This window comes from Undibacterium sp. JH2W (genome assembly GCF_049340425.1).
Lineage (GTDB): Bacteria > Pseudomonadota > Gammaproteobacteria > Burkholderiales > Burkholderiaceae_D > Undibacterium.
The window spans coordinates 1-25,185 of the sequence record NZ_JBMPOT010000016.1 but is presented as its reverse complement, the minus strand read 5'-3'; the positions used below and the strand labels follow the sequence as shown (position 1 = coordinate 25,185).

The following is a 25,185-nucleotide window of genomic DNA, read 5'->3' as shown; positions in this document are numbered from 1 at the left end:
TATTGATGCCAAAGATTCACACAATCTATGGCAAGTGCTAATCCTTGATATCACCCCTTACTTGCATCAACAAATGCCCCAGGCGGTTCTTGCCTTTGCCATTGGGGCCTATGCCCCAGTAACTGTCGTAAGGGGAGTTTTCTACCAGGAGTTTCTTGCCAGTTCCCAGCAGTAGTTGCTTCAATTCCTGGCTTTGAAACTTTGCGCGCAAACCAGTGAGCATGATGGTTTCTTTGACTTCATCCCAATCTCTGCGTATGGGAATTTCCCTGTTTTGTCCAAGGTCTTTGGCTTGTTTGGGGGAGCCGCAATTCATTATCTTTTCGAAATGAGGCGTACCCTCAAATTTCTTTGCCTGGAAATAATGCTCCATCGTGCGCCAATACTGACCTTCCAATTCGAAACCAAATCCAGCAAAATTTGACAGCTCATAGTAATTATCATCTCTATCAAAGAAGAATATTATTTTTGGCATAAATTGAATTAATTCCGCTGATTGACTACATACTGATCAATGAGGCGAAGCGCGCCAGGTCAACATTGCCACCAGAGATGACAACACCCACTTTTTTACCCTGCAAATTAAGGTGGCCGCCAAACAGTGCCGCGGCGCTCAGGCAGGCGGTGGGTTCTACGATGAGTTTCATGCGGTTGGCGTAGAACTTCATTGCGTCTATCAGTTGTTCATCTTCGACGGCGAGGATGTCGTCGACTTTGTCTTTGATAACAGAAAATGGTTGCACGCCCAGATACTGGGATTGCGCGCCATCGGCGATAGTGTCGGGCGTGGCGATATGGATGATTTCGCCAGAGCGCAGGCTTTGCTGTCCGTCGTTGCCTGCTTGGGGTTCTACGCCATAGACACGGCAATTGGGCTGCATGGCCTTGGTGGCAGTGACGCAACCGGATAGCAGGCCACCACCGCCCAGCGGCACCAGCAAAACATCAAGATTACCGACTTCTTCTATCAATTCCTTGGCTAGCGTCCCCTGCCCGGCCATGATATGAGGGTGATCAAAAGGTGGGATAAAGGTCAGGCCACGTTCTTCGCTCAGTTTTCGGCCTATGGCGGCGCGGTCTTCCTTGTAGCGGTCATACAAAATAACTTCTGCGCCATAAGCGCGGGTGGCAGATATTTTGACAGCAGGCGCGTCATGCGGCATGACGACCACGGAGGGCATATTCAGCAAAGAGGCTGACAGGGCGATGCCTTGCGCATGGTTACCAGAAGAAAAAGTGACGACGCCGCGCTGACGTTGCTCGGCAGTGAACTGCAGCAAGGCATTGTAGGCACCACGGAACTTGAATGAACCTGAGCGCTGGAAGTTTTCGCATTTGAAAAAAACCTGTGCTCCTGTCAATACATTTGCCATGCGTGAAGTCATCACTGGGGTACGTTGCGCAACGGCAGAGATGCGGCCATGGGCGGCTGCGATATCATCAAAACTGATAGGTAATTGGCTCATGCGGCGCTCCCTTTCTGTGGCAGATAGGTGTACACCGTGGAACGGGCTATGCCGAGGGTATTGGCGACGATGCTTTGGGCATTTTTCAAATCCATTAATCCTGCCTGTGACAATTGCTGTATGGCGGCACGCCTGTGCGCTGGGGTCAGCATGCGTGGCGTGGTATTGAGGCTGGTGGCATAGTGCTCCAGCGTGCTGCGTATGACGTCCAGACTCGGTGACACCAGGTTTTCCTTGATGTCCACCGGTGGCGACTCGGTTTGTACCAGTTGCTGCAAGCTTGATGCTGCTGCACTCAGCAAAGAGACATCAATATTGAGGCAAATCGCCATGACATATTCGCCCTCACTATTCTTGATGCCTATCGAGGTGCTCTTGGCGGGCCGGCCATCTGGAAACTGATTTGGATAACTTTGCAAGACCTCAGGAAAACTGGGGTCGCTGATGCGCGCCAGGCCGATTTCAGTCGTGCTGGCACCTATGCTGCGGCCAGACAAATTATTGGAAATGGCAACCACATGATGCTCATCCAAGGTCAGATCGTGCAGCACGACCTCAACCAGGGGAAAGAAAGTCTTTCCCAGCGCATCAACGATTTTTTTGCCTTCTCGCAGCAGTAATTGATTTTCTGTGATCTTCATGACTGACATTATGTCAGATTACAACAAGTTGTCAATATTTGACATTTATGGTTAGAATGGCGCTCTTTTTTAAAAACCCGGGCCATTTTTAGGTTTAGCCAATTTTTGAAATTGTTATACAAGTCCAAGAATACCCTAAGGAGATGACGTGAAATTATTTGTAGCAACAGCATGGCTGCTAGGCGGCTTTATCGTGAGCAATGCGCAGGCAGAAGAATTGACCGGCACTTTAAAGAAAATCAAGGAGAGTGGCGTCATTACACTGGGGGTACGTGATTCGTCTGTGCCCTTCTCTTTCATTGATGATAAACAGGCTTATCAGGGTTACTCTGTCGAATTGTGTAAAAAAGTCGTCAGTGCGGTGCAAAAGCATCTGGGTCTGGCAAATCTGAAAGCTGAATTCAACCCTGTCACCTCGGCCAGCAGGTTGCCTTTGATGGCGAACGGCACAATAGACCTGGAATGCGGTTCAACGACCAATAATCTGGAGCGTCAAAAACAAGTGGCTTTTGCACCCACCATGTTTTTGGCGGCGGGCCGTTTGATGTATAAAAAATCATCCGGCATCCATAGCCTGGCAGATTTGCGCGGAAAAACCGTGGTCTCCACAGCAGGTACGGCCAATATCAAACAATTGACGATCATGAATGGCGAGCAAAACCTGGGCCTCAATATCGTTGCTGCCGCCGACCATGCAGAGGCATTTTTAATGCTGGACACTGGTCGCGCCTCTGCTTTTGCCCTGGACGACATACTGATGGCTAGCCTGGCAGCTGGCGCAAAAAACCCTGCCGATTATGAAATGAGTAAAGAGCCTTTATCACTGGAGCCCTATGGCATCATGTTGCGCCGTGATGATGCCGCCTTCAAAAAACTGGTGGATGCAACTATCAGCACGATCTATACATCCGGCGAAATCAATGGCATTTATGCGAAATGGTTTACCAGCACGATAGCTCCCAAGGGTATCAACTTGCGTTTCCCGGTTTCTCCGCAATTGCAAGTTGCCTTTGCCAAACCAACGGATTCAGGTGACCCGGCGGTGTATGCCGAGGTGCCCGACGCACAAAGAAATCTGATTAAAAAGAAGTAAGGCCAGACCCTCGTTACCTCTGCTTATACATGCCTCATGAGCCTGGCATTTATCTGGCTAAAGCCAATGCCAGGCTCATTGCTGCAAGTGTTTTTCCCATGCAAATTGATGTGGCAGTTCTGCACTGACTACCACAGCTTGCACTGCCCGTATGGCGACTACCAGCTTGGCACGCTTGCGTGGCGTCTTCAAGCTGGCTGGCAAACGACTCAGCCAATGCCCATTCGGCCCTACCGGCGCATCCCTCAATGAAGACAGATGCATTGTGGTAGGCAAGGCAGTTTTTGACAGTACGTCTATAAAGTGCTGCAACTGTGCTGGTGAGCTGAAGATTAATTCATGTTTTTCAAACTCTACATGCAGGTAGGCATAGCCTTTATGCAGTATGCAGGGTGGTAATGGCGCTTGCCAACAATCGGGCCGATCTGCAACTGGCAGATGCACCCAGTACGCCAGCGGCGCACCACGCCAATGATCTGCAAAACTGAAATAAAATTTGGCTGGCATACCTTGGTTTTACTATCGATGTGAAGACTATAAGCTTCTTATTGAATAGGAATCAGCGCAGTTTGTCATCAAAAAATTTCAGGGCATCTGCCGCCACTTGCTGGTGTATGGCAGCACGATCTACTCCTGCAGGATCAACGCAGACCTGACGTGCGACCATTTTACCCAGCGTATTGCACTCTGCCAGAAAGCTATAGTGGGTGACCGCTGGCAGTATCTGCATCGTGCTGTTCGCGATATTTGCAGCGTATACCTGGGCATTGAATTCAGGTATGGCCTGATCATCGTCTGCGCCGACGACGATACGCACTGGCACCTTGATGCTGGTCATACTGTCTTTGGTTACTACCCTGCCCATGACCGGGGCAATGGAATAGGCAGCACGTATGCGCGCATCGCTATACGATGCGCCAGATACCGCGATGGCATCCTTGATACGCTGGTTTTCTTTGAGCAGGGTCTGCAACTCTGCTGGACTGAACTTGGCTTCTGGTGGCAATTTGCAATTTGGATTGCTGGCATTCTTTCCGCAAAACTCTTCCCATTGCGCATAACTGATGCGGCCACCCACGCTGGCCAATGCCGTGTAGCCGCCTATGGAAAAACCGGCGACGGCGATACGTTGCGCATCTATCCTGCTGCCAAAGACAGGATCAGCCAGCAACTTGTCTATCACAACAGAAAGATCTTGTGGCCTGTCCCACCACACTACAAAACCTTCCAGGCGGGTCTTGTCTTCATAACCTGTATTGCCATGATGATTGACTGCTGCCACGACGTAGCCATGCGCCGCCAGGCTCTCTGCCAGCCAGGCCATGGAAGCAGCAGAACCACCGGTGCCATGTGACAGCAAAATCAAGGGCAGCTTTTGCGGTGTCAAGGACAAGCCAGCCCCCATGGCATTGGAGCCTGCTTTAAAGATGGCGACATCCCAGTCTTTTTCTATTACCCCTGCTTGCGCCGGATACCAGATGGTTGTTGCCAGCGGACGTGGTTTACTGGCGGTCCAATCGAGACGGCTGCTATCTTCATACTGTAGTGTCTGCATTCCTACCGGATGCGGCCTGGATGATGCCCCAGCAAACTCAGCAGACGCAGCACAGTTTGCCAGTGCAAACAAACTCAAAGAAACAAGAATATGGCGGATGAATGAAATCATGGAAGCGAGCTTTCTAAAGAATGGGACACATGTAGACCATGGTGCAGATAGTGCTAGCGCGTGACTGTAAAGCGGCAAGAGATAGTTCAGAGAGGTACGACAGGAATACAGATGTCGCAATCAAAGATGCCTGTATCAGGATCAAAACAAGCGGTGGCAGAATAATATTCAAAGCAAGGACGAGCGTCGAGCTGATAGCCGCTGGATGGCAGCCAGTCGCGCAAGATCGAGGCCCAGGCCTCCTCTATCTCGGCATTGCGTCCCTTGAAACTGAGGGCAGCATATTCTCCCGCAGGAATCGTGGTTTGCAAGGCGTTGCCGGGAGCAATAGCATTTACTGGCAACTCGACTGCAGCGTCGTAACGGCATAGTTCAGGTTCAGTAACACTAGGGTCATCATGGCTGATGCCATAACGCGCCCTGCCAAACAGATTGTGCATGGACATCCATGGTACGACAGTGTCCGCCCAGAATTGGCCTACTGGCGCGCCATATGGCCCTATATGCCGCAGGTAGGCTATATTGACAGCGGCCCTGTGTATTAATTTGACATCCATTCTGCTCACCTCTTTCAAATTGGTAGAGATGCCATTATGGAAGGAGGCGTAAGATTGCAATTGATCGTTCTTGCTCAAGACTTGATTAATCTTGCTATTCTCACGGTGCAGTTGGAGCTGATGTTGCCGCCACGCGGCCGGGGTGTAGGCAAACTTGTCCTTGAAGGCGCGGGTAAAAGCTTCTGCCGAACCAAAGCCGACTGACAAGGCTATTTCCAGCACGGGCGTGCCCGCCTGGGCAAACAGACGGAAGGCAGCAGCTTCCAGGCGACGACGGCGCACATAATCACCCAGGCGCTCGCCCATCCAGGCAGCAAACAGGCGGTGAAAATGAAAAGGAGAAAAATGCGCGACTGCGGCCAGCGCTTCCAGATCCAGTTGTTGATCGAGATGGCGGTCTATATGCTCCAGCACTCTGTGCATGCGCGCCTGGTAGTGTGACTGGTGTTGAGCCTGGCTTTGCGGCTGCGCTGCCGTTGCTTGATCGTTCACGCTTTACACTCCGGCTTTGACTTCCCACTCCATGTAATCACTACTCCCCAGAAATCCCTCTGATGCATACAACGGCTGGCCATCCTCTGTAGCATGCAGCCAGACCTTGCCATATCCCTGCTCATGGGCATACTGCATCGCCAGTCGTACAATTTTTCTGGCCAGGCCTAATTTGCGATACTCTACAAGGGTATACATATTAAGCAGGTAGGCATCCTTGCCTGCCGTGTTGCCAGGATAAGGTGGGCGCACGAATACGACCAGCGAGCCGCAAGCAACGATCTGTCCCTGTTCTTCAGCTACCCATGTTTTGCAATTCCCATGTTGAAATGCATCAGCAAAATAATTACGGCTTGCCTGCATCAATGCATCATCCACACCCTTGCCTTTGTTGAAGTCGACAAGATTATCAAACAAGCGCATACGTAATTGCACGATGGCGTCAAGATCATTGGGCTCAGCTATACGCAAAAAAATAGTCATCTGTTCCTCTACTCAGCAAATCAAAAAGATACCGCAGGATATATTTCAAGCCTGCTTGCAAAAGATGACTATTTTAAAACATATGGCATATTGATGTTGCCTCCAACCCTATTTTACTGATGCTGAGCGCTGCAGGGTGATCGCTTTCTCCGGACAGGCAGATACGCATAGGCCACAGGCGCGGCAAGCATCGGCATTGGGCGTGTAGGCAACCTGCATGCCATGCACACGCTGTTTGAGTTTACCCAGCCAGGTCAGTTGCTGGTAATCAGTATCGGCAATGCGGCGAACTTCAAAGACATGCTCGGGGCAAACAGGAACGCAGTCTGCCTTGCCTTCGCATTTACTCAAGTTCACTACCGGGATAATGATACCTGCTTGCTGTTTACAGTTTGCTTCGGTATGCACCGGCATCTCAGACTCGCTCATGATTGTGACCACGCCCTTCATCCCTGTGTTTTCTGCGGCCAAACATGCCGTGGCGGAATTTCTCGCGCTCTTCTGGTGTCAGTTTTTCCCAGCGGCGATGATGGTCGTGCAGACCTCCATGTTTGTGCCAGCCACCATGACCACGCATGCCGCCAAACAGGATTTTACTTAGCACCAGCAAACCAAGTGCCTGCAAGAAGTCTATACTGCGTGCACCTGCAAACAAGGCTGGCATGAGCCAGTTCCATAGCATCATCACGACCCAACCCAAGACGCTGACACCGACAATAATCAGTGTCATAACTTTTAATACTTTCAATAGCTTCCACATATTAATTTCTCCAGTTTCAATTAAATTCTTCCAATAAGTCTTGCAAGCGTACCCGCAGGTGCAAGACTGCATAGCGTTTGCGCGCCAACAGGGTATTCACACCCAAGCCAGTCGCGGCAGACATTTCCTTGAAGCTCTGCCCTTCTATTTCATGGCCTACAAAGGCATCACGCTGCTCTTCAGGTAATTCATCCAAAGCATCATATAGCTCGGCGAGCATAAGATTGCGCGCATACGCCGCTTCTGGCCCGCCATCGGCTGAGCGCAAAATCTGGTCCAGCCATTCTTCATCATCGCTCCCCTCTCCCAAATCCGGCAAAGCGACTTCTTTTTTCTTGCGAAAACGGTCTATGATGCGATTGCGCGCCACTCTGAACAACCAGGCACCGACCTGTTCTATAGGCTCGGGCAAGCGATAAGCTTCTACCAGCTCAAAAAACACATCTTGCAGAATATCTTCAGCCTCGCTGGCATCGGCAACGCGTTTGCGTATGAAACTCCCCAGCCGCCCGCGTTCGCGCCTGACCGTTTCGGTGATGTGATTATCCTGATCCGCCATCAGCTCATCTGGGTTATGTGTCGTGTCCATACCGATGTAGACGTACTGTCACCGGAAATATTGTAGATATCTGTATGAAACATCAAATTTCCATGTCTTTGGCTTGTCCTCATGACTGAATAAATAGGTGATCATCTCACTATTTGCATGCCATTTCGAAATACTTGTGTGGGCAACGCAAGGCTGAAATTTAATTTAAAAATCTTTGTAAGGAAGTGCTTGTTGCGACGACTGAATGTTGCAGCCCGCATAAAAATTGCATCTATTTCAATCAATCCAGACCGAGGAAAATGACAACATGTATATCAATAACGATAGAGCATCGACACCCCAAAACCACTCTGTTCTTTTCAAAAAAATCCTGCTGGCTTCAGCATTTTTTGCTGCGTCTCCTGCCATTTTTGCTGCAGATTTGACGGTGACCGTGACTAATTTAACACGAGGAACCTGGTTCACACCCATGCTGGTCGCAGCACATCCTGCAAATTTCAAGGCCTTTACAGATGGCACTGCTGCCAGTGTGGAATTGCAAAGCATTGCCGAAGCAGGTGACACGACAGGCATGCAAGCCTTGCTGCCTGCTGGCACGGTCAAGGTGGTCGATCCAGCCAAAGGTCCTTTAAAGCCAGGCGGCAGTGCAACGACCAGCACTTTTAGCGGTGGCGCAGGTACTGCCAACTCCCAGCTCACGCTGCTGGCCATGCTGGTACCCACCAATGATGGCTTCCTCGCCCTGAATGCAATTGATATTCCTACGACCCCAGGCACCTATACTTACAATGTCAGCGCCTATGATGCTGGCACTGAAGCCAATGATGAAAGGAAAGCTGCAGCCGGTGGCATCAATCAGCCCGGCATGATTTTCCCTGCGTTCTTGAATGACGCGACAGGCAAGCTATCAGCTGATATCAATCCAAATGCGACAGGCTTCACCAATGCCACCAAAGAAGGATTTGTGCACATACACCGTGGCATTGTTGGTAGCGCCAATGGTGGCCCCAGCGCCCTCGACAATACGGTGTATCGCTGGTTGAACCCGGTGGCACGTGTTATTCTCACTGTCAAATAAGGAGAAGCATATGCGCAACTCCTTAGGCTTTACAACGAGCTTGATTTCGCTGGCTGTCACCGCTTTGCTGAGTGCTTGTGGTGGCCACGATAACAAACCACCAGCAGAGGTCGTCACCATTAGCACACCTGCAGTCTTTGAAGTGACACTGGTGAATTTGACTGCAGGCCAGCCTTTGACTCCCATGGTTGCAGTGGCCCATGATGATGGCTTTAAATTATTCAATCCTGGTGAAACAGCCAGCGTGGAATTGGAAAGGCTGGCAGAAGGAGGCGAGTCAGCTCCCCTGGTAGCTCTGGCAAGCAGCTCCAAGTCGGTATTTGCAACGGCTGTCGGTACTGGCGGCCCCTTATTGCCAGGGGCTGGAAATAAATCCACCGTCTACCTGACAGTACCGGTAGCCAGTTTGCCCAATTTACGCTTGTCAATGGCGAGCATGCTGGGCAACACGAATGACGGTTTTACCGGTGTCTATGCACAGTCCCTGGCACAACTGACTGCTGGTGGCAGCACTACACTCAGGCTGTTGGCATATGATGCAGGCACTGAGCGTAATACAGAAAGTGCTGACACGGTACCTGGCCCTGCAACGGCGAATTCTGGCGGCAAGCGGGAAGGATTTAATCCTGTGCGTGACGATGTCATCAATGTTGTGCACATACATCCAGGTATAGTCAGCAAGGATGATGGCTTGCCGACTTCTGCACTGACGCAGGTGCATCGCTGGGACAATCCCGTCGCTACACTGACGATCAAACGTACGCAATAAAAAAAACTGCTTTTTTTTGAGGTGGCCTGCTCCTGCCTGAACGCAGGCCACCTCAAGTTTTTTTTCTTGCATGTCTAAGCTTGAAAGTGCTTATCTGCAGCAAAACAAACAAGCAGCAACTACCCCTCCCTTTTCTCTTGCTCCGCACGTAATTGCGGTGCCATTAAAGGCAAGCTCATGATAAATGTCGCCCCCTCGTCAGGCTTGCTAAGTAATTGTATCTCGCCGCCCAGCACACCCGTCACCAGGTTATAGGCGATATTCATGCCCAGCCCCGACCCACCCTGCCCTAGCTTGGTAGTAAAAAACGGATCAAAAACCCTTTTCTGTATTTGTTCACTCATGCCTATGCCATTGTCAGCAAACACGATTTGCACTTTATCGCTATCCATTCGACGAGAGCTTAAGCGCATTTCACCATGCTCACGATATTCAAAAGCATGTGTTAGCGCATTGGTCATGAAGTTGGTAATAATTTGTCCAAGTGGGCCTGGGTAGCTATCCATCATGATGCCAGGCTCCAGTTCCATCACCAGGGTGTATGCCGTTTTCTTGTACATGGGGGCGAGAGTCACGATCAGCTCTTCCAGCGCAGTCTGCAAGTCAAATTGCCTTCTGTGGTTACTCGATTGATCAACTGCCACTTGTTTGAAACTGCGTATCAGTTCACGCGCCATGCCCAGGGTGCGCATCAGCAAGGCAGTTCCTGTGGCGGCATTTTCAAGGTAGTTCATCAGTGTCGAGCGTTTCAGTTTGCCTTCACTGACGTCGTGTAGCATCTCTTTGGTTTTATCTTGCAAAGTACTGGCGACGGTGACGCTATTGCCTATGGGCGTATTGAGTTCATGGGCGACACCGGCAACCAGAGAACCCAGGGCCGCCATCTTTTCAGAGCGCACCAACTCGTCTTGAGTATGCCGTAAAGATTCCATGGCGGCGGCCAGTTCTGCATTGGCTTGCTGCAAGTTCAGGGTACGTAACCTGACACGTTCTTCCAGTTGCGCCGTCATCTCGCGAATTTCCTGCTCTATCTGCACCTGCCTGGTCACATTCAACAAAGAGAATATGCACATGGACTTATCATGCATGCGTATCAAACGTGCTGACAAGAGAAAGATCATTTCTTCCTGCAACTGGTTTTGGATACGCACTTCTAGCTGATCGACTTTTTTATCCCGCCACAGATCGGCATTGAACTTTTCCCGCTCTTGCGCTTGTGCGACAAAGCCCATGTCCATGGTGGTGCGGCCTATGATGTCCTCTCTTTGGTAGCCGAATTCCTTGAGCCAGATATCATTGACTTCAACTATACAATCAGTATGCACATCCACCAGGCCCAGCGGGATAGGCGACAACTGGAACAAGGTGGAATATTTCTGCTCATTTTCACGTAATAATGACTCGACTTGCAAGCGTGCTGCCTCGGCACTGAGTTCCTGGTCTATATTGCGCGAAGACAGTAACAGATAGGCTTCACCACCAGCTTCGAACTGTGATCCCGACACACGGCATTGACTGATATGGCCCTGCTTGTGGCGGAAAGCGATTTGCATATTGTGGACTTCGCCTTGCTGGCGTATCCTGCTGATCAACTCGTCACGTTGCTCAGGTTTGTCCCATAGTTGAATGTCATTCGATGTGCGACCTATGACTTCTTCGCGGGTATAACCTGAAATAGGTTCCCAGTTGCGATTGACGTCGACATATTCCCCGCTTGCCATTCTGGTGATGGTCAGGGTATCAGGTACAAGCTGGAATACGGTGGACAGTAATTTTTCCCGTTCCTGCAATGCCCGCTCAACTTTTTCCTGTAATTGCTCAACCTTGCGTAAAGCTGAAATGTCTTGCATGGCATAAGCAATATAGGGCTCACCGCCGGCATCAAAACGTGTACCCGATATCAGCACATGATAGGGATGGCCTAGCTTGTGCCGGTAGATGGTTTCAAAATTATTGACTTCACCATCGCACCGCAAGATAGCCAGCATGTCATCACGCAGGCTGGCATCCATCCACAAATTCAACTCCAGTGAATAACGCCCCAGGGTTTCATCTCTGGTGTAGCCAGTAATGGTTTCCCAATGTCGATTCACATCCAGATAACGGCCATCTTTCTCGCGACAGATGGCCAACACATCCGGTACCATCTGAAATACTTTTTCAAACAGAGTCTCACGCTCTTTGGATAAACGCTCTATATTCTTGCGCTCGTCCATCTCCTGCTTCAGACTATCATTGACACGTACCATGTCATCTTGTTGGCGCAACAGCGCTGCTACCAGGAACAACATGCCTATGACCAGATCCAGGAAAGCCGCCACTTCATAGCCCCATGCCACATACTCTGTGCGTCGAGACAAGAAAGGGAAACCCAGCAGTTGCAGGCCTTTAAGGAAAATCAGGCTCCCCAGCAATTGAAACCCCAGACTATGTTTCTCACCCCGGGCACGCCAGAAATTCGACGCTGCACTCATCAAGACGACACCGGAGAGCAAATAAACCGGCAGCATGCTCCACAAGGGAGTGACAGCCGTCAAGGAAGTCATCAACAGCCATAACGTGCCTACTGAAAACCCCAGCATGACAGGCATGACATACACGGTCTGACCATGAAAGATTCTGGTCCCTGCCCATAAATAGCAAATGTAGGCAAGCAAAAAAACATCTGCTGCAAGACTGAAGACAGGGGTATGGTCATCTGCAAGAAAATTACATAATTGCTTTAGTACCAGACAGCCATAAGCCAAAGCCCAACAGCGCGTCGCTCTTGCATGTACGTGTAAGTGCTGAACATAGAACAGAACCAGCATGCTTAAGAAGCTGGTCACGAGTGAGGTGATGATGGCAGCGGAAAGATAGATGGATGGCATAGAGATACTACCCACACGAACCATGCAAAAAAGTGTCAAGCTCCACGCCTGCTCCTGATCCAGCATGACTGTTTTTCACGCACTCAAGGAGCGTCAAATTGCTGCTCGCATTGAGTTTTGCCAGAATCTGAGTCAGTTCAGCTAGGAAATAAAGGTATCTGATTTTTAAGATTAAATAGTAGCACTGAAGATCAGCCCAATTAGCGACTTAGATCAATATTAATGAAAAGTGATTGTTGCAATAATCATTATTTAACATTTTCGAAATTTTTGGTCTTGATTATGCTGTCTGCTTCACATAAGATTGAACTGAAAGTAGGCAAATTCAAGCAACAGGGAGCACACTGATGAAGAACCAACACAGTAGGATACCCGGCTTGTTGCATAATGATCTTTATGTCGGAAAAATGGCAGTTGAAATTCTGGCAAAAAATGAAAGATCAATGGTCTTGGGGATGTATTCATACTGGGGCAATGACTCCATATCCGATGGCGTGCTGGGCGCCAATCAGGATGATGACATCATTGATTTTATTGAAGAAGATGAAGAATCATTGCAACCCAAGCTGGAACTGCATCCCTGGAAAATCCTGATCGCTGACGATGACAGCAATGTGCACGACACCACCTTACTGGCTTTGAGTGGGGTCAAGATTCATGGCCGTCCCCTGGAATTTATGCACGCTTATTCTGCCAAAGAAGCACGCAGTGTCATCAGTGCCAATCCTGATATTGCACTGGTCTTGCTGGATGTGGTCATGGAGACAGTGGATGCGGGCTTGAAACTGGTGAATGTCATTCGCAATGAAATGGCCTTAAACAATCTGCGCATAGTTTTGCGTACCGGACAACCAGGTTATGCGCCGGAACAGCAAGTCAGCGAAGAATTTGCCATTGATGGCTATACAACCAAATCCAAATTGACACGCTCACTGCTGATCTCTGTACTCAACGATACGCTGGCCAATAGTCACGATAATCCTGACTTACCGAATTAAGATTCTAAAATTAACATTTTTGAATTAAAACTGTTTTACGCAGCAGGAAATCACAGGGGCCTTTTCAGGCCCCTTTTTTTATAAGCACAGGTATTTGCTGCAAGGAGCCTTATTCTGCATCCGGTTGATTTGCTGGTGCTGCCTTGATAAAAGCTGGGTGTTCACTACAAGCCTGATGGATGCGCATGAGCGTAGGCATGGCACTCATATCGCAATGAAAGCGCTGTGCATTGGCGATTTGCGGCACCAGGAAGCAATCGGCAAAACCCGGCGTATCACCAAAACAGTAACGTCCGGTATGTTTGTCGGCAGCGAGTTTTTGTTCCAGCACAGAGAGACCAGTTTCACACCAGTGTCTGTACCAGGCATTCTTTTGTTCATCGCTGACTTGCAAAGTGCCTGACAAATATTTCAATACCCGCAAATTATTCAGAGGGTGAATTTCGCAGGCAATTGCCAGCGCCAGGGAGCGCACATGGGCACGCTCCAGCGGACTGGATGGCAACAAGGCTGACTCTGGGTAAGCTTCGTCAAGGTATTCAATGATCGCCATGGATTGCGTCAGATTCGTCGTTTGCCCCTCAGTATCATCCTGCAAGACTGGCACCAAAGCATCCGGGTTCAAGGTACGAAAGGCTGGTGCAAGTTGCTCCCCCCCATTTTTAACCAGGTGCACTGCTACCTGTTCATAGTCCAGTCCTTTGAGATTGAGGGCGATTCTGACCCGGTAAGAAGCTGAGCTACGGAAATAACCATAAAGTTTCATCATTGCTTTTACACCATTCTTATTTTTAAATCACTCAAACCCGAGATAGTTGCCTCAAGCATATCACCGCGCTGCACTGCAGCGACACCTTCTGGTGTACCGGTAAAAATCAAGTCACCCGGCTGTAAAGTGTAAAGCTCGGACAAGCAAGCGACAATTTCTGCCAGATTCCAGATCAATTTGCTGGTATCGCTACTTTGCCGGCTTTGTCCATTCACATGCAGGCTGATACTGGCCTGTTCTATATCTTGTACCGTGTCAGCGCGATGTATCTGCCCTATAGGCGCAGAAAAATCGAAACCCTTGGCGGTACACCAGGGCCGCCCCTGGTCCTTGGCTTCCGCCTGCAAGTCACGGCGCGTCATATCCAAGCCTACAGCATAGCCCCAGATATGGCTTTGGGCTTCTTCTATAGGAATATTTTTGCCCCCCTTGCCTATCGCAAGCACCAGCTCCACTTCATGATGCAAATTGACGGTCATGGGGGGATAAGGCATCTCGCCTACCTTGCCAGCCATGACGGGTAAAACCGCATCGGCTGGCTTCATGAAGAAAAACGGCGGTTCCCTCCCTGACCATCCCATTTCTTTGGCGTGCTCTACATAATTACGGCCCACGCAGTAAATTCTATGCACCGGAAAATACGCCGTGCCACCAGCAATGGGTACAGCTGCCTGCTGTAACGGCGGAAATAAGTAATCCATATCTGCTCCATAAAATGCCAGTTTGCCACGACTGTCCTGGCACATATTTCATCTTCAAGTCGCTATTATGGCACTTTCAAATACGCTCTGTCATACCGTCGCACAACTCGATTTTAGTCTGGGGGGCTCATGATTTAATTTCACTGGTTATAATGCCAGTTCAATTGCGGAGCCTAAAAAAATGAAAACCTGCCTACATCCCAAATACCTGATCCCTATCGAACCACACGCCACCGTCCTTCGTGAGCATGCATTGGTCATGCAGGATGAAAAAATCCTGGCTGTACTCAGTAGTGCCGACGCACGTCTGCAACACCCTGATGCGCAACATGTGGAACTGGCTGAACATGCAGTCATGCCCGGCATGGTCAACCTGCACGGCCATTCTGCCATGACTCTATTGCGCGGCCTGGCAGATGACTTGAGTCTGATGGATTGGTTGCACAATCACATCTGGCCAGCCGAGAAGCAGCATGTGTCGGAAGAATTTGTCTTTGACGGCAGTGTGTATGCCATGGCAGAGATGCTGCGCGGTGGCACCACCACCATCAATGATATGTATTTCTATAATGACGATGTGGCACGCGCCGGTCTGCACACTGGCATGCGCACTGTAGTCGGTTGCAGCGTGCTGGAATTCCCTACCGGCTATGCAGCAGATGCCGATGGCTACCTGGAAAAAGCACTGGCCTCACAACAGGCTTTCCAGGGGCAAAGCGGGGTTTCATTCCGCCTCGCTCCGCATGCACCGTACACAGTCTCTGATGCGACATTCAAAAAAATCGTGGCACTGGCAGACAAGCACGACATGGGGATACATTGCCACATCCATGAAACCATGGATGAAGTCAATGACAGCCTCAGAGACCATGGCATGCGCCCTTTGCAACGCCTGCATAATCTGGGCCTGTTGTCGCCACGCCTGATCGCTGCCCATATGGTGCATGCGAATGAGAATGAAATCAAACTGCTGGCGCAGCAAGGCGTGCATATCGCCCATAACCCTGCCAGCAACTTGAAGCTGGCTTCTGGTTTTGCCCCTGTCCATGCCATGCAAACTGCTGGCGTCAATGTGGGTATAGGTACGGATGGTGCTGCCAGCAATAACAAGCTGGATTTACTCGGTGATTTGCGTATGGCTGCCTTATTGGCAAAAGCAGTATCAAGTAATCCGACTGCCTTGAATGCTGGTAATGCACTGGAGATGGCGACCCTGGCAGGTGCCAAAGCCCTGGGTATGGACAAACAAATCGGCAGCCTGGTGGCTGGCAAACTGGCAGACGTGATCGCGATTGACCTGTCGGCGCTTGAGACATTACCGCTGTTTGATCCGGCATCACAGATCGTCTATGCCGCCGGGCGTGAGCAAGTCAGTCACGTCTGGGTGCATGGTCGCTGCCTGATGGCTGAGCGTCAATTGCAGACTGTGGATGAAAGTCAGCTCAAGGACAAGGCCCAGTGGTGGCATCAAAGAATAGCTGCAGTTTAATTCAACAGGTTCACTTACTCCCCCATGCGTATGAAACCAGCCTATACCCTTTTTAGAAAAAGCATCATCACCAGTTTGCTTGCCAGCTCTAGCCTGCTGGTGGCGAACACTGAAGCGGCAGAGTCATTGACTACCCTCGCTGAACAAAGTGGCTTTAAAAAAACCGGCCGCTATGAAGAAGTGGAAAAGCTATGCCAGGCTTTCCAGAAAAACTATCCTAAAGAAGTGCGTTGCCTGGAATTTGGGCGCACACCAGAAAACCGGCCGATGTTGGCTTTAATTGCCACACGCAGTGGCGCATTCACGCCAGCGCAGGCAGCAAAGCAGGCTTTGCCTGTGACCCTGATACAGGGTGGCATACATGCTGGTGAAATAGATGGCAAAGATGCCGGTTTTCTGGCGCTGCGCGAGATACTGGACAACAAGCTGGCAAACCATGCACTGGACAAGCAAGTCTTGCTCTTCGTCCCTGTCTTCAATATCGATGGACACGAGCGTTTTGCTGCCTGGAACCGCCCTAATCAGCGCGGACCGGAAGAAATGGGCTGGCGCACCACGGCGCAAAACTTCAATCTGAACCGCGACTATGTGAAGGCAGATGCACCTGAAATGCAAGCCATGCTGAAGCTCTTCAATACCTGGGACCCACTGGCTGTGATAGATTTGCATGTCACTGACGGTGCCAAGTTTGAACATGATATCTCGATACAGGTCGAGCCCGTCAATTCAGGCGACGCAGCCCTGCGTGCAGCAGGCAAGACCTTGCGTGACAATGTGATTGCCGATCTCGCAAAACAAGGTTCGCTGCCCCTGCCCTTTTACATGTCGTTTGCGCATGAAGATGATCCCATGTCAGGCTTTGTCGACAATGTAGCACCGCCGCGTTTTTCAAATGGCTACCTGCCCTTGCGTAATCGCTTTGGCATGCTGGTGGAAACCCATTCCTGGAAAGACTATGCGACCCGCGTACGCATTACACACAACACCGTCATTTCAGTGCTGGAACAAGTTGCTGCGCACGGCAGCGAATGGCTGGCAACGGCCAAGGCAGCAGATCAGCGCGCCATGCAGCTGGCAGGACAGACTTTGCCTGTGACTTATAAGGCCACAGAAAAAACCAGGGATATAGACTTCCGTGGTTATGCTTACACCCGCAACATGTCAGATGTGTCCGGCGCCTTGATGACACGCTATGACGAAAGCAAGCCACAAGTATGGAAAGTCAAACTGCGCGATGAGATCGTGGCCGACGCACAGGTAAATTTACCCAAGGCTGGCTATCTCGTCCCGGTGGCGTATAGCAAGGCCGTGGCAGAAAAACTGCAGCAACATGGCATAGAATTCCGCATCATTGCTAGCGATTTACCTGCGATCTCTGTGGGTAAGTTCGTCACCGGCAAGGCTAGTTTGCAGGCACAGTCTTTCGAAGGAAGGCAAGCCATGAAGTTGCAAGGCGTATGGCAAAACCAGATGCAAGACTTGCGCAAAGGTGCCTTGTTCGTCCCACTTGCACAAGCCAAGGCGCGCCTGGTCGCCGGCATGTTCGAGCCACAAGCCCCAGATGCCCTGGTCAACTGGGGCTGGTTCAATGGCGCATTTGAACGCAAGGAGTATATGGAAGCCTATGTGGCGGAAGATGTCGCACGCGAACAATTGGCTGCTGATCCTCAATTGAAAACTGCCTTCGACAAGAAAATTGCCGAAGACCCTGAGTTTGCCAAGAGCCCATCTGCCCGCCTGGATTTTTTCGCCAGACGCCATTCATCCTGGGACCAGCGTTATCAGGTATATCCTGTATTGAGACTGGATTTTAATCCTAAATAAAGCCATGGATCGCCATATGCAAGCTCAATCGCATATGGCGATTAGTTTCACCCACTTTCACCTACTTATAGTATCGCTGGGCATCAGTGAAAGAACAGGTAGGCAACAAAAATCGCTGCGGCCACGCCAGCAAAATCTGCCAGCAAGCCCATGGAAATGGCATATCTGGTTTTGCGTATGCCTACTGAACCGAAATACAGGGCGACGATATAGAAGGTGGTATCAGCCGATCCCTGGAAAATGCAAGTCAGGCGACCGATGAAAGAATCCACGCCATAAGTTTTCATGGCATCCACCATCAGCGCCCGTGAACCTGAGCTGCTGAGCGGCTTCATCAAGGCTGTTGGCAAGGCAGCAGTAAAATCCGTATTCAAGCCCATCTGCGAAAACAACCAGGTAAAACCAGAGACAATAAAGCCCAGTATGCCGGAATTGCGCAGCACGCCTATCGCCACCAGCATGCCTACCAGGTAAGGGATGATGGTCAGCGAAGTTTGTATACCACCTTTGGCCCCTTCAATAAAAGCTTCATATACATTCACTTTCTTGCGCATGGCCCCCAGCATGAAACTGATGATGATACTGAACAGCAAGAGGTTGGCACTGACTTTGGAAAACACTTCTATATCGCTACGACTCATGTGCTGACTCATATACCAGACCAGGGCAACGATAAAACTCGTCAGGCCTCCCAACCAGGCCAGCACTACACGGTCAAATAGATTGATGCGCTGTCGGATGGCGACAGCAATCAAGCCAACTACGGTGGCCACATAGGTGGCGATCATGCAGGGTATGAAAATATCCGAAGGGTCTTTAGCGCCCAGCACAGCGCGTTGCGCCATGATGGCCAATGGGATCAGCGTCAGGCCCGAAGTATGCAGGACCAGGAACATGATTTGTGCATCACTGGCTTCGTCCTTACTGGGGTTCAGGCTTTGCAGGCTCTCCATCGCCTTCAAGCCAAAAGGCGTAGCGGCATTATCAAGGCCCAGCAAATTCGCCGAAAAATTCATCACCATGTGGCCATTGGCAGGATGATTTTGCGGCACACCGGGAAATATCCTGGCAAAAAAGGGAGCGATGACTTTGGCAATAAAATCAATCGCCCCGGCCTTCTCACCTATATTCATGATGCCCAGCCAGAGTGTCATGACACCCGCCAGTGGCAAGGCAATATCCATGACACCTATGCGTGCGGATTCGAAAGTCCCATCCATGATGCGTTTGAACACCTCCACATCGCCCAGTATCAGCCATTGCGCCAGCGCAGCAATAAAACCAATCAGAAAAAAACCTGTCCAGATGTAGGTGAGTAACATGGCATTCAATTAGGGATGAGAGTGCAGGCTTTTTATCATGAAAAGCCTGTGCCGTAGTATGAAAATTTCACTGAATGTCATAAGCGTGCAGCATGCCTATAAGCAGAGGCTGTAACATCTGCTTGCAGTTTTACATGACTAAATACAAATTCCTGTCAGCCCCATGCTCATGAGCTGCGTTATATGAACATCGAAACGAAGGAAGCGATATCATGAAAACCAGTCTACTCATCAAAGGCCTGTTATCAGCCCTGCTGATTTGTGCAGCCAGTGCAAATACGGTATTCGCCCATGATGTTTATGGCAGGGATTATCGCTGGCATCCGGCACCACCAGTGCACCAAGTGGTGTCAAGCTACAATTATGTCTATTACCCCTCACAACAGGTGTATTACGCGCCTGCGCAAAGAAACTGGTATTGGACAAATGGTGCTAGCTGGCAAAGCGGCAGTCGCCTGCCCTATGGAGTGAACGTCGACATGCGCCTGGGTGGCATACCCATCGTTCTGAGTTCACCCCGCCCCTATGTGGAACATGTTTATGTAGAGCAAACCTACGGCCACCCCTGGCGTGATCGTCATGGCTGGCATCAGGAAAGGCGTTACGAACACGAATGGCGCGAAGAAAGGTACGAACGTCATCACGGCCACCACTGGCGTTAATTTCCTACCAGGCTAGCAGCAATATTAATGGAAAAGCCGACCACGGCGACATTAAAGAAAAAACTGAGTATGGATTGCGCAAGTACAGTCTTGCGCATCTGCCGGTTCATGACGGTAACATCAGATGTCTGGGCGGCCACTGCTATTGTGAACGAAAAGTACAAAAAATCCCAAAAATCCGGCATCTCCTCATCTTCTGGAAAACGCAAGGCTGGCTTGCCTCCTGGTGAGCTGTAAAACTGCAAGGCATAGTGAAAACAAAATATCACTCCCAGCAAGAGCCATGATCCTAGGACAGTACAGGTAGCAAACAAATACTTGATTGCCCGGGCTTCGCGGCCCAGGCCCGCGGTGCCGGACAATTCATGGATAATCGCCAATAGACTGATAGATGCTGCCAGGGACAACAAAACCAGTACGGCTACTGCACTCTCATCTTCCTGTTGCGCCATCTGGCGGACCTTGTGCTTGTCTGCACAAGTCATCAGCCAACCCATCAACACCAAATAAGCCCACACCCCGACATTCCAGCCACACAGTGCACGAGTAATCAATGAGGTAGATGCTGGCAACACCAGTGCCGCCAGAGTTCCCAGGCCCAGCGTGAGCAATAAGCGAGGGCGACGTCGAATTATTTGTTTAATGATTGCTCCTGTCGTTAGTGAAAGTAAAGCCTGAACATATGACAATTTTACATACTACTTCAAGCTTATTAACAGAATCGAACTTCCAATGGATACATGTGTATACAGGTGTAGTATATTCAATATCAATTGATATTCTGGCATATCCATCCTTGATCGGTCCTGTTATTTACATTGATGAAGAGTAATTTTAATTAGTTTATTTTTTATTACACTGAAACCGTACATCATTGCCAGTGATGGCGGCATGTTATTCAGCGAGGCAAGTGCCATGAACAAACATTATCATTATTTGCCACTATCCAAGGTTAGCCCTGGCACCGTGCTGGCGGACGATTTGCTTGATAAAGTCGGCCATGTACTGTTGCCTGCAGGCACCACTTTAACAGAGCGCATGCTACAGGCTATTGCACACCACGATATACATCAATTGTCTGTGGCGGGCGCCCCTAATTTGAAGCAAGAAAACACGCAAGATATGGCTGCACAGCTGGATCGCATAGACAAAATTTTTCGCCACATTGGCGACAGCGAACCTGCCAATATCCTGAAAGCCTACGTTATTCATTACCGCCAGGGTGAATCCAAATGACTGACACCAATGAATTCAAGGTCCATCTGGATGACGTGGTCAGCAAGATCAAGGACCTGCCCACCTTGCCTGAAGTTGCCATGGAAATGCTGCAAAATCTGGAAGATGAAGATAGCAGTCTGGACATGGTGACTGAAAAAATCGCCATGGACCATTCAGTTACGGCAAAATTATTGAAACTTGCCAACTCCTCTTACTACGGGAGTAATTCAAAAGTGGTGACCCTGCAACAGGCAACTGCCATGCTGGGCATTAAAAATGTCAAGAATCTCATTCGTTTGACTACTTTATCCAACAAATTCCCTACCGCCAGTTGTCCTGCTTTTAATTTCAAGGCTTTCTGGCGTCACAGTGTCGCCACGGCGGTGTGCGCGGAACTGATTTCCCGCGCCCTGCACATGAAGCATGACTTTGCTTTTACGGCAGGTTTACTGCATGACATAGGCCGTTTGGTGCTGGTGACCTGTTATCCAGCCAATTATGATGAAGTGCTGCGCTACAGGACAGAAACTGATTGTCCCCTGCTAGAAGCGGAGCGCAGCATCATGCATATAGATCATGTCGATGCTGGCCTGGCATTGGCAATACACTGGAATTTCTCAGAAGCTGTCTGTGATGCCATACGCGGCCATCATCATCCTGAGCAAGAAAATCTGAATGTATTGGCATCTGTCATTCACATTGCCAATGCCATTGTGCACGCACTTGACCTGGCTGGCGATGAAAACGACATGCTACCCTTGCTGTCACAAGCGGCTTGGGATACGCTAGGGCTTGGTGAAGCTGACTATTTAAGCATTTTCCGCGAAACTGAGATGCGTTTCGATGCTTTGGATCAGATCGTACTTTGACATTTTTCTTTTTGCACCATGTATCTGGATAAAACGATTTTGGAACAATTGATGCTTTTCAAGGCAACAAATTACCGCATAGAAGACATTCATCTTTTCCGTGATATTACGGAAGACAATAGAAAACTCATCAACGACATTATCAAGGATTGCCTGGTCGTCAAAGCCCGCGCTGGCCAAATTGTTTTGGACGCCAATAGCTCTGGTGCCCGCCTGTTTATCGTCCTGCAAGGTGCTTTGGGCGTGACGCGCCTGACTGAAGAAAGCAATCGGCTGGAAAATACCATCACCCAGTACCTGCCTGGTGAATGTGTAGGCGAGATTTCCGTCCTTGATGAAGAAATTCACTCAGCCACCATCTCGGCCATCAGCGATAGTGAATTATTACTGATAGAAGCGGAGACTTTGTGGCGACTGATAGATGAATCGAATGGCGTGGCGCGCAATCTCTTACAGTTATTGTCCTTCCGCATACGCGCCGCCAATGCGCAAATCCGTAGCCGTCAAAAAGTGGGGGAATTCTATCGCCAGTTATCAATGGTGGATGGCCTGACTGGCTTGCACAACCGCGCCTGGCTGAATGCACAACTGCCTGGGATGGTACAGCATGCCCAGGCAACTGGTGCAGCCTTGAGCATTATCATGGTAGACCTGGATCATTTCAAACGCTTCAATGATGAACATGGCCATTTGCTGGGGGATGATGCCTTGCAAACTGCAGCAAAGGTACTTAATGCAGGCTTGCGGCCCAGTGACTTTGCTGCCCGCTATGGTGGAGAAGAAATGATGGTGATACTGCCAGGAGCCAATCAGAAATCCGCTCTGGGTGTTGCACAAAGACTGTGCAGCCGGCTGGGCAAAACCAAGGTGTTTGTTGACAGACACAAACCCTTGCCACACATCACAGGATCATTTGGTGTGGCAACACTAAGTGATGGTCAGGATAGCAATGCCCTCATCAGTTGCGCCGATGCGGCGCTGTATCGCGCGAAAGCCAATGGGCGCAATCAAGTGGCAAGTTAAACCCATTTAAAAACCAATAAAAATATAAAAAAAACAAGGGCGCATAAAAGCGCCCTTGTTTCATTCTACCGTTAAGCAGCTCAAGTCAATTACTTGGACTGGTTGGCGTAGATGATCCAGTAACGTGCCAGATCAGCTGTTCCATCTGTGCCGCGTACTGTTTTCAAAGTCTTGATGGCATTGGCTTTCTTGCCTGCTTGCAATTGCGCTACACCCAAATGCAATTTGGCATCTTCTTCTTGCTTGAGGCCACCCTTGGCAATACCTTCTTCTATCATGCCAATACCTTTATCAAAGTTACCAGCTGTCACATAGCCGTAACCGATATTGACCAGGCCATTACCATCCTTGGCAGATTTGGCCTCAGCTTCATTGGCTACCAGATCCTTGGAGGTATCAGCCTGGGTCTTGTTGGCCATGTCACGCAAACGTTTGTGGCGATCCGCATCTTTACCTTCACCCAATGCACCAGCTTTATAACCTGCATCGATAATCTTGGTCGCCTCAGCTGGATAGCCAGCCTGGATCGCGAACAAAGACATATCCATGTAATCGGAAGTCTTGGTGATTTGGCCCAAAGCAAGCTTCAAACGCAGCAAATCCAGTTTCAAACGCTCGGAATAACCTGGTTTTCTCTCGATATTATTGAGCAAGTTAACCCAGTATTCTTTTTTGCCGTGGAATGCAACCATCTTTTCCAGCGCACTGGAATAAGTAGCCATATCCTTGCGCTTCAAGGCATCATTGGAGAGGTATTCAAGATTGGTCAAACTCGGGGTACGACCAGCCTTTTCATCAGCAGCCAATTCGGCATTGATCTCTTTCATGGCCTTGGCGCTGTCACCACTTTGCGACATTGCCTGTATCAGATAAGGACGCAGGGATGGATCAGTACCGCCATCAGAATAATAGCGGTTATACCATTGTGCAGCTTTGGAATAGTTACCAGCCTTAAAATAGCCGTTCGCCAGCACTTGTATCATCTGCAACTGTTCTTTACCACCCAGTTTATTAGCAGACACGATCGTCTCTGCCGAACGGATCACAGTCTCATTGTCGCCAGCGGCGGAGGCAATGGACAGGCGCATGCGCTCTATCGTAAAGTTTTCGTTAACTGTCTTGCCGCCTACGCTGTCAGCTTCATGGATTTTAGACAATGCTTCTCTAAATTTCTTCGTTTTGTACAATTCACCAGCTGCGTGCACAATTTTGGCAATTTCAGGACGCAAGGACTCTTGAGCATAGGCTTGATTTGCTGCGATATTTGTTAATTCTGGAGCGGCTGCAAAGCCAATCGCTGCAATCAATACAGCAATACGAGACAAGCGAAGTTGCTTCATATGTTGATCTCTCAATCAATAAATTTAATAAACTTGGGGACTGCAGCTTTAGAAAAACCTAGGCTCAACCCGTGAATATGAAAAATGGCAGGGTTAACCCTGCCAATTTCCTATCATACCTTAATAAGTCAGCATGGATGCGCCGAAACTGCCTTGAAATGCTTATTTATCATTTCAAGAACTGCTCATTGCCAACCATACCAATCTTGGTCACACCAAGACGCTGTGCTGCTGCCATGACAGCTGCCACAGATTTGTAAGGTACAACAGCGACAGGACGCAGATGCACTTCAGGCTGATCTTTCTGTGAAGCGGCTTCGGTCAGCTTGGCTTCGAGTTCAGCGCTGTTGACGGTCGTGCCATTCCAGGCCACGGTGCCATCAAAGTCCACATCGATATCAACTACCACAGGTGGTGTTGTTGGCGGTGGCGTGGGGCCAGTTGGCAAGTTCAGATTCACAGCATGATTCTGAATTGGAATGGTGATGATCAACATGATGATCAATACCAGCATGACGTCAATCAAAGGCGTCATGTTCATTTCT

The 25,185-nt window shown here is 49.6% G+C and carries 28 protein-coding genes; 11 read left to right on the top strand and 17 right to left on the bottom strand.

The window, feature by feature from the left end; translation table 11 throughout:
* Positions 1–37 precede the first annotated feature (37 nt).
* Genes ACO0LC_RS22170 through ACO0LC_RS22160 form a run of 3 tightly spaced genes read right to left on the bottom strand, consistent with a single transcriptional unit; the run spans position 38 to position 2,107 of the window.
* Positions 38–475, bottom strand: a complete 438-nt coding sequence (locus ACO0LC_RS22170) for an NADAR family protein (protein WP_423007177.1) — start codon at positions 473–475, stop codon at positions 38–40.
* 25 nt (positions 476–500) lie between these two features.
* Positions 501–1,466 (bottom strand): threo-3-hydroxy-L-aspartate ammonia-lyase, encoded by a 966-nt coding sequence (locus ACO0LC_RS22165; RefSeq protein WP_423007175.1) that lies wholly within the window; start codon positions 1,464–1,466, stop codon positions 501–503.
* The gene (locus tag ACO0LC_RS22160; RefSeq protein ID WP_423007173.1) at positions 1,463–2,107 is read right to left on the bottom strand and encodes a helix-turn-helix transcriptional regulator; all 645 of its coding nucleotides are present in this window, start codon (positions 2,105–2,107) and stop codon (positions 1,463–1,465) included. The genes ACO0LC_RS22165 and ACO0LC_RS22160 overlap by 4 nt, the downstream gene beginning before the upstream one ends.
* Before the next feature lie 148 nt (positions 2,108–2,255).
* On the opposite strand from ACO0LC_RS22160, the gene ACO0LC_RS22155 reads away from it, so the two are divergent.
* Positions 2,256–3,200, top strand: a complete 945-nt coding sequence (locus ACO0LC_RS22155; RefSeq protein ID WP_423007171.1) for an amino acid ABC transporter substrate-binding protein — start codon at positions 2,256–2,258, stop codon at positions 3,198–3,200.
* A gap of 75 nt (positions 3,201–3,275) precedes the next feature.
* Here ACO0LC_RS22155 and ACO0LC_RS22150 read toward each other — a convergent pair whose 3' ends face one another.
* The 7 genes from ACO0LC_RS22150 to ACO0LC_RS22120 all read right to left on the bottom strand — a co-directional run bounded on the left by ACO0LC_RS22150 (position 3,276) and on the right by ACO0LC_RS22120 (position 7,747).
* Entirely contained in the window at positions 3,276–3,707 is a 432-nt protein-coding gene (locus tag ACO0LC_RS22150; RefSeq protein ID WP_423007169.1) for a hypothetical protein, read from the bottom strand.
* Between the two features lie 52 nt (positions 3,708–3,759).
* The gene (locus ACO0LC_RS22145; RefSeq protein ID WP_423007167.1) at positions 3,760–4,866 is read right to left on the bottom strand and encodes an alpha/beta hydrolase family protein; all 1,107 of its coding nucleotides are present in this window, start codon (positions 4,864–4,866) and stop codon (positions 3,760–3,762) included.
* An 86-nt stretch (positions 4,867–4,952) separates the two neighbouring features.
* Complete coding sequence (locus ACO0LC_RS22140) at positions 4,953–5,915, bottom strand: AraC family transcriptional regulator (protein WP_423007165.1); 963 nt, start codon at positions 5,913–5,915, stop codon at positions 4,953–4,955.
* 3 nt (positions 5,916–5,918) lie between these two features.
* Positions 5,919–6,398 carry a GNAT family N-acetyltransferase gene (locus ACO0LC_RS22135; RefSeq protein WP_423007163.1) on the bottom strand — a complete coding sequence of 160 codons (480 nt, stop codon included), beginning with the start codon at positions 6,396–6,398 and terminating at the stop codon, positions 5,919–5,921.
* Between the two features lie 108 nt (positions 6,399–6,506).
* Positions 6,507–6,827: a 4Fe-4S binding protein gene (locus tag ACO0LC_RS22130; RefSeq protein WP_423007161.1), complete on the bottom strand. Its 321-nt coding sequence runs from the start codon at positions 6,825–6,827 to the stop codon at positions 6,507–6,509.
* On the bottom strand, positions 6,814–7,158 hold the full coding sequence (locus ACO0LC_RS22125; protein WP_423007159.1) for a hypothetical protein: 345 nt from the start codon (positions 7,156–7,158) through the stop codon (positions 6,814–6,816). Before ACO0LC_RS22125 ends, ACO0LC_RS22130 begins: the two co-directional genes overlap by 14 nt.
* 16 nt (positions 7,159–7,174) lie before the next feature.
* A complete protein-coding gene (locus tag ACO0LC_RS22120) occupies positions 7,175–7,747 on the bottom strand; it encodes an RNA polymerase sigma factor (RefSeq protein ID WP_423007157.1) in 573 nt (190 codons plus the stop codon).
* A 268-nt stretch (positions 7,748–8,015) separates the two neighbouring features.
* On the opposite strand from ACO0LC_RS22120, the gene ACO0LC_RS22115 reads away from it, so the two are divergent.
* Together ACO0LC_RS22115 and ACO0LC_RS22110 are read left to right on the top strand one after the other, a co-directional pair.
* Positions 8,016–8,786, top strand: coding sequence for a spondin domain-containing protein (locus ACO0LC_RS22115; protein WP_423007155.1), 771 nt, complete (start codon positions 8,016–8,018; stop codon positions 8,784–8,786).
* A gap of 10 nt (positions 8,787–8,796) precedes the next feature.
* A complete protein-coding gene (locus tag ACO0LC_RS22110; protein WP_423007154.1) occupies positions 8,797–9,555 on the top strand; it encodes a spondin domain-containing protein in 759 nt (252 codons plus the stop codon).
* Positions 9,556–9,674: 119 nt separating this feature from the next.
* Here ACO0LC_RS22110 and ACO0LC_RS22105 read toward each other — a convergent pair whose 3' ends face one another.
* On the bottom strand, positions 9,675–12,146 hold the full coding sequence (locus ACO0LC_RS22105) for a PAS domain S-box protein (protein ID WP_423007348.1): 2,472 nt from the start codon (positions 12,144–12,146) through the stop codon (positions 9,675–9,677).
* 626 nt (positions 12,147–12,772) lie between these two features.
* Here ACO0LC_RS22105 and ACO0LC_RS22100 point away from each other — a divergent pair.
* Positions 12,773–13,423 (top strand): hypothetical protein, encoded by a 651-nt coding sequence (locus ACO0LC_RS22100; RefSeq protein ID WP_423007153.1) that lies wholly within the window; start codon positions 12,773–12,775, stop codon positions 13,421–13,423.
* A 109-nt stretch (positions 13,424–13,532) separates the two neighbouring features.
* On the opposite strand, the gene maiA is transcribed toward ACO0LC_RS22100, so the two are convergent.
* Together maiA and ACO0LC_RS22090 are read right to left on the bottom strand one after the other, a co-directional pair.
* Positions 13,533–14,189, bottom strand: coding sequence for a maleylacetoacetate isomerase (gene maiA, locus ACO0LC_RS22095; protein ID WP_423007346.1), 657 nt, complete (start codon positions 14,187–14,189; stop codon positions 13,533–13,535).
* 8 nt (positions 14,190–14,197) lie between these two features.
* The gene (locus ACO0LC_RS22090) at positions 14,198–14,893 is read right to left on the bottom strand and encodes a fumarylacetoacetate hydrolase family protein (protein ID WP_423007151.1); all 696 of its coding nucleotides are present in this window, start codon (positions 14,891–14,893) and stop codon (positions 14,198–14,200) included.
* Between the two features lie 181 nt (positions 14,894–15,074).
* On the opposite strand from ACO0LC_RS22090, the gene ACO0LC_RS22085 reads away from it, so the two are divergent.
* Positions 15,075–16,382 (top strand): TRZ/ATZ family hydrolase, encoded by a 1,308-nt coding sequence (locus tag ACO0LC_RS22085; RefSeq protein WP_423007149.1) that lies wholly within the window; start codon positions 15,075–15,077, stop codon positions 16,380–16,382.
* Positions 16,383–16,406: 24 nt separating this feature from the next.
* Positions 16,407–18,206: a M14 family metallopeptidase gene (locus ACO0LC_RS22080; protein WP_423007147.1), complete on the top strand. Its 1,800-nt coding sequence runs from the start codon at positions 16,407–16,409 to the stop codon at positions 18,204–18,206.
* 83 nt (positions 18,207–18,289) lie between these two features.
* On the opposite strand, the gene ACO0LC_RS22075 is transcribed toward ACO0LC_RS22080, so the two are convergent.
* Positions 18,290–19,528 carry a nucleoside recognition domain-containing protein gene (locus ACO0LC_RS22075; protein ID WP_423007145.1) on the bottom strand — a complete coding sequence of 413 codons (1,239 nt, stop codon included), beginning with the start codon at positions 19,526–19,528 and terminating at the stop codon, positions 18,290–18,292.
* Positions 19,529–19,740: 212 nt separating this feature from the next.
* Here ACO0LC_RS22075 and ACO0LC_RS22070 point away from each other — a divergent pair, with 212 nt between their 5' ends.
* Positions 19,741–20,190 (top strand): hypothetical protein, encoded by a 450-nt coding sequence (locus tag ACO0LC_RS22070; RefSeq protein ID WP_423007143.1) that lies wholly within the window; start codon positions 19,741–19,743, stop codon positions 20,188–20,190.
* Here the strand turns inward: ACO0LC_RS22070 and ACO0LC_RS22065 are convergent.
* On the bottom strand, positions 20,187–20,801 hold the full coding sequence (locus ACO0LC_RS22065) for a DUF1345 domain-containing protein (RefSeq protein WP_423007141.1): 615 nt from the start codon (positions 20,799–20,801) through the stop codon (positions 20,187–20,189). The two genes, ACO0LC_RS22070 and ACO0LC_RS22065, sit on opposite strands and share 4 nt — an antisense overlap.
* A 304-nt stretch (positions 20,802–21,105) precedes the next feature.
* Between ACO0LC_RS22065 and ACO0LC_RS22060 the strand changes: the two genes are divergently transcribed.
* From ACO0LC_RS22060 to ACO0LC_RS22050, 3 genes are read left to right on the top strand one after another with little or no spacing between them, the layout of a single operon-like run.
* On the top strand, positions 21,106–21,426 hold the full coding sequence (locus tag ACO0LC_RS22060; RefSeq protein ID WP_423007139.1) for a hypothetical protein: 321 nt from the start codon (positions 21,106–21,108) through the stop codon (positions 21,424–21,426).
* On the top strand, positions 21,423–22,277 hold the full coding sequence (locus ACO0LC_RS22055) for an HDOD domain-containing protein (protein ID WP_423007137.1): 855 nt from the start codon (positions 21,423–21,425) through the stop codon (positions 22,275–22,277). The genes ACO0LC_RS22060 and ACO0LC_RS22055 overlap by 4 nt, the downstream gene beginning before the upstream one ends.
* Before the next feature lie 18 nt (positions 22,278–22,295).
* Positions 22,296–23,300 carry a diguanylate cyclase gene (locus ACO0LC_RS22050; protein ID WP_423007135.1) on the top strand — a complete coding sequence of 335 codons (1,005 nt, stop codon included), beginning with the start codon at positions 22,296–22,298 and terminating at the stop codon, positions 23,298–23,300.
* Between the two features lie 89 nt (positions 23,301–23,389).
* Here ACO0LC_RS22050 and ACO0LC_RS22045 read toward each other — a convergent pair whose 3' ends face one another.
* Complete coding sequence (locus tag ACO0LC_RS22045) at positions 23,390–24,640, bottom strand: hypothetical protein (RefSeq protein ID WP_423007133.1); 1,251 nt, start codon at positions 24,638–24,640, stop codon at positions 23,390–23,392.
* An 84-nt stretch (positions 24,641–24,724) separates the two neighbouring features.
* On the opposite strand from ACO0LC_RS22045, the gene ACO0LC_RS22040 reads away from it, so the two are divergent.
* The gene (locus tag ACO0LC_RS22040) at positions 24,725–24,880 is read left to right on the top strand and encodes a hypothetical protein (RefSeq protein WP_423007131.1); all 156 of its coding nucleotides are present in this window, start codon (positions 24,725–24,727) and stop codon (positions 24,878–24,880) included.
* Here the strand turns inward: ACO0LC_RS22040 and ACO0LC_RS22035 are convergent.
* Positions 24,810–25,185 (bottom strand): ExbD/TolR family protein (locus tag ACO0LC_RS22035; RefSeq protein WP_423007129.1); only part of this gene is annotated, 376 nt, incomplete at its 5' end. The two genes, ACO0LC_RS22040 and ACO0LC_RS22035, sit on opposite strands and share 71 nt — an antisense overlap.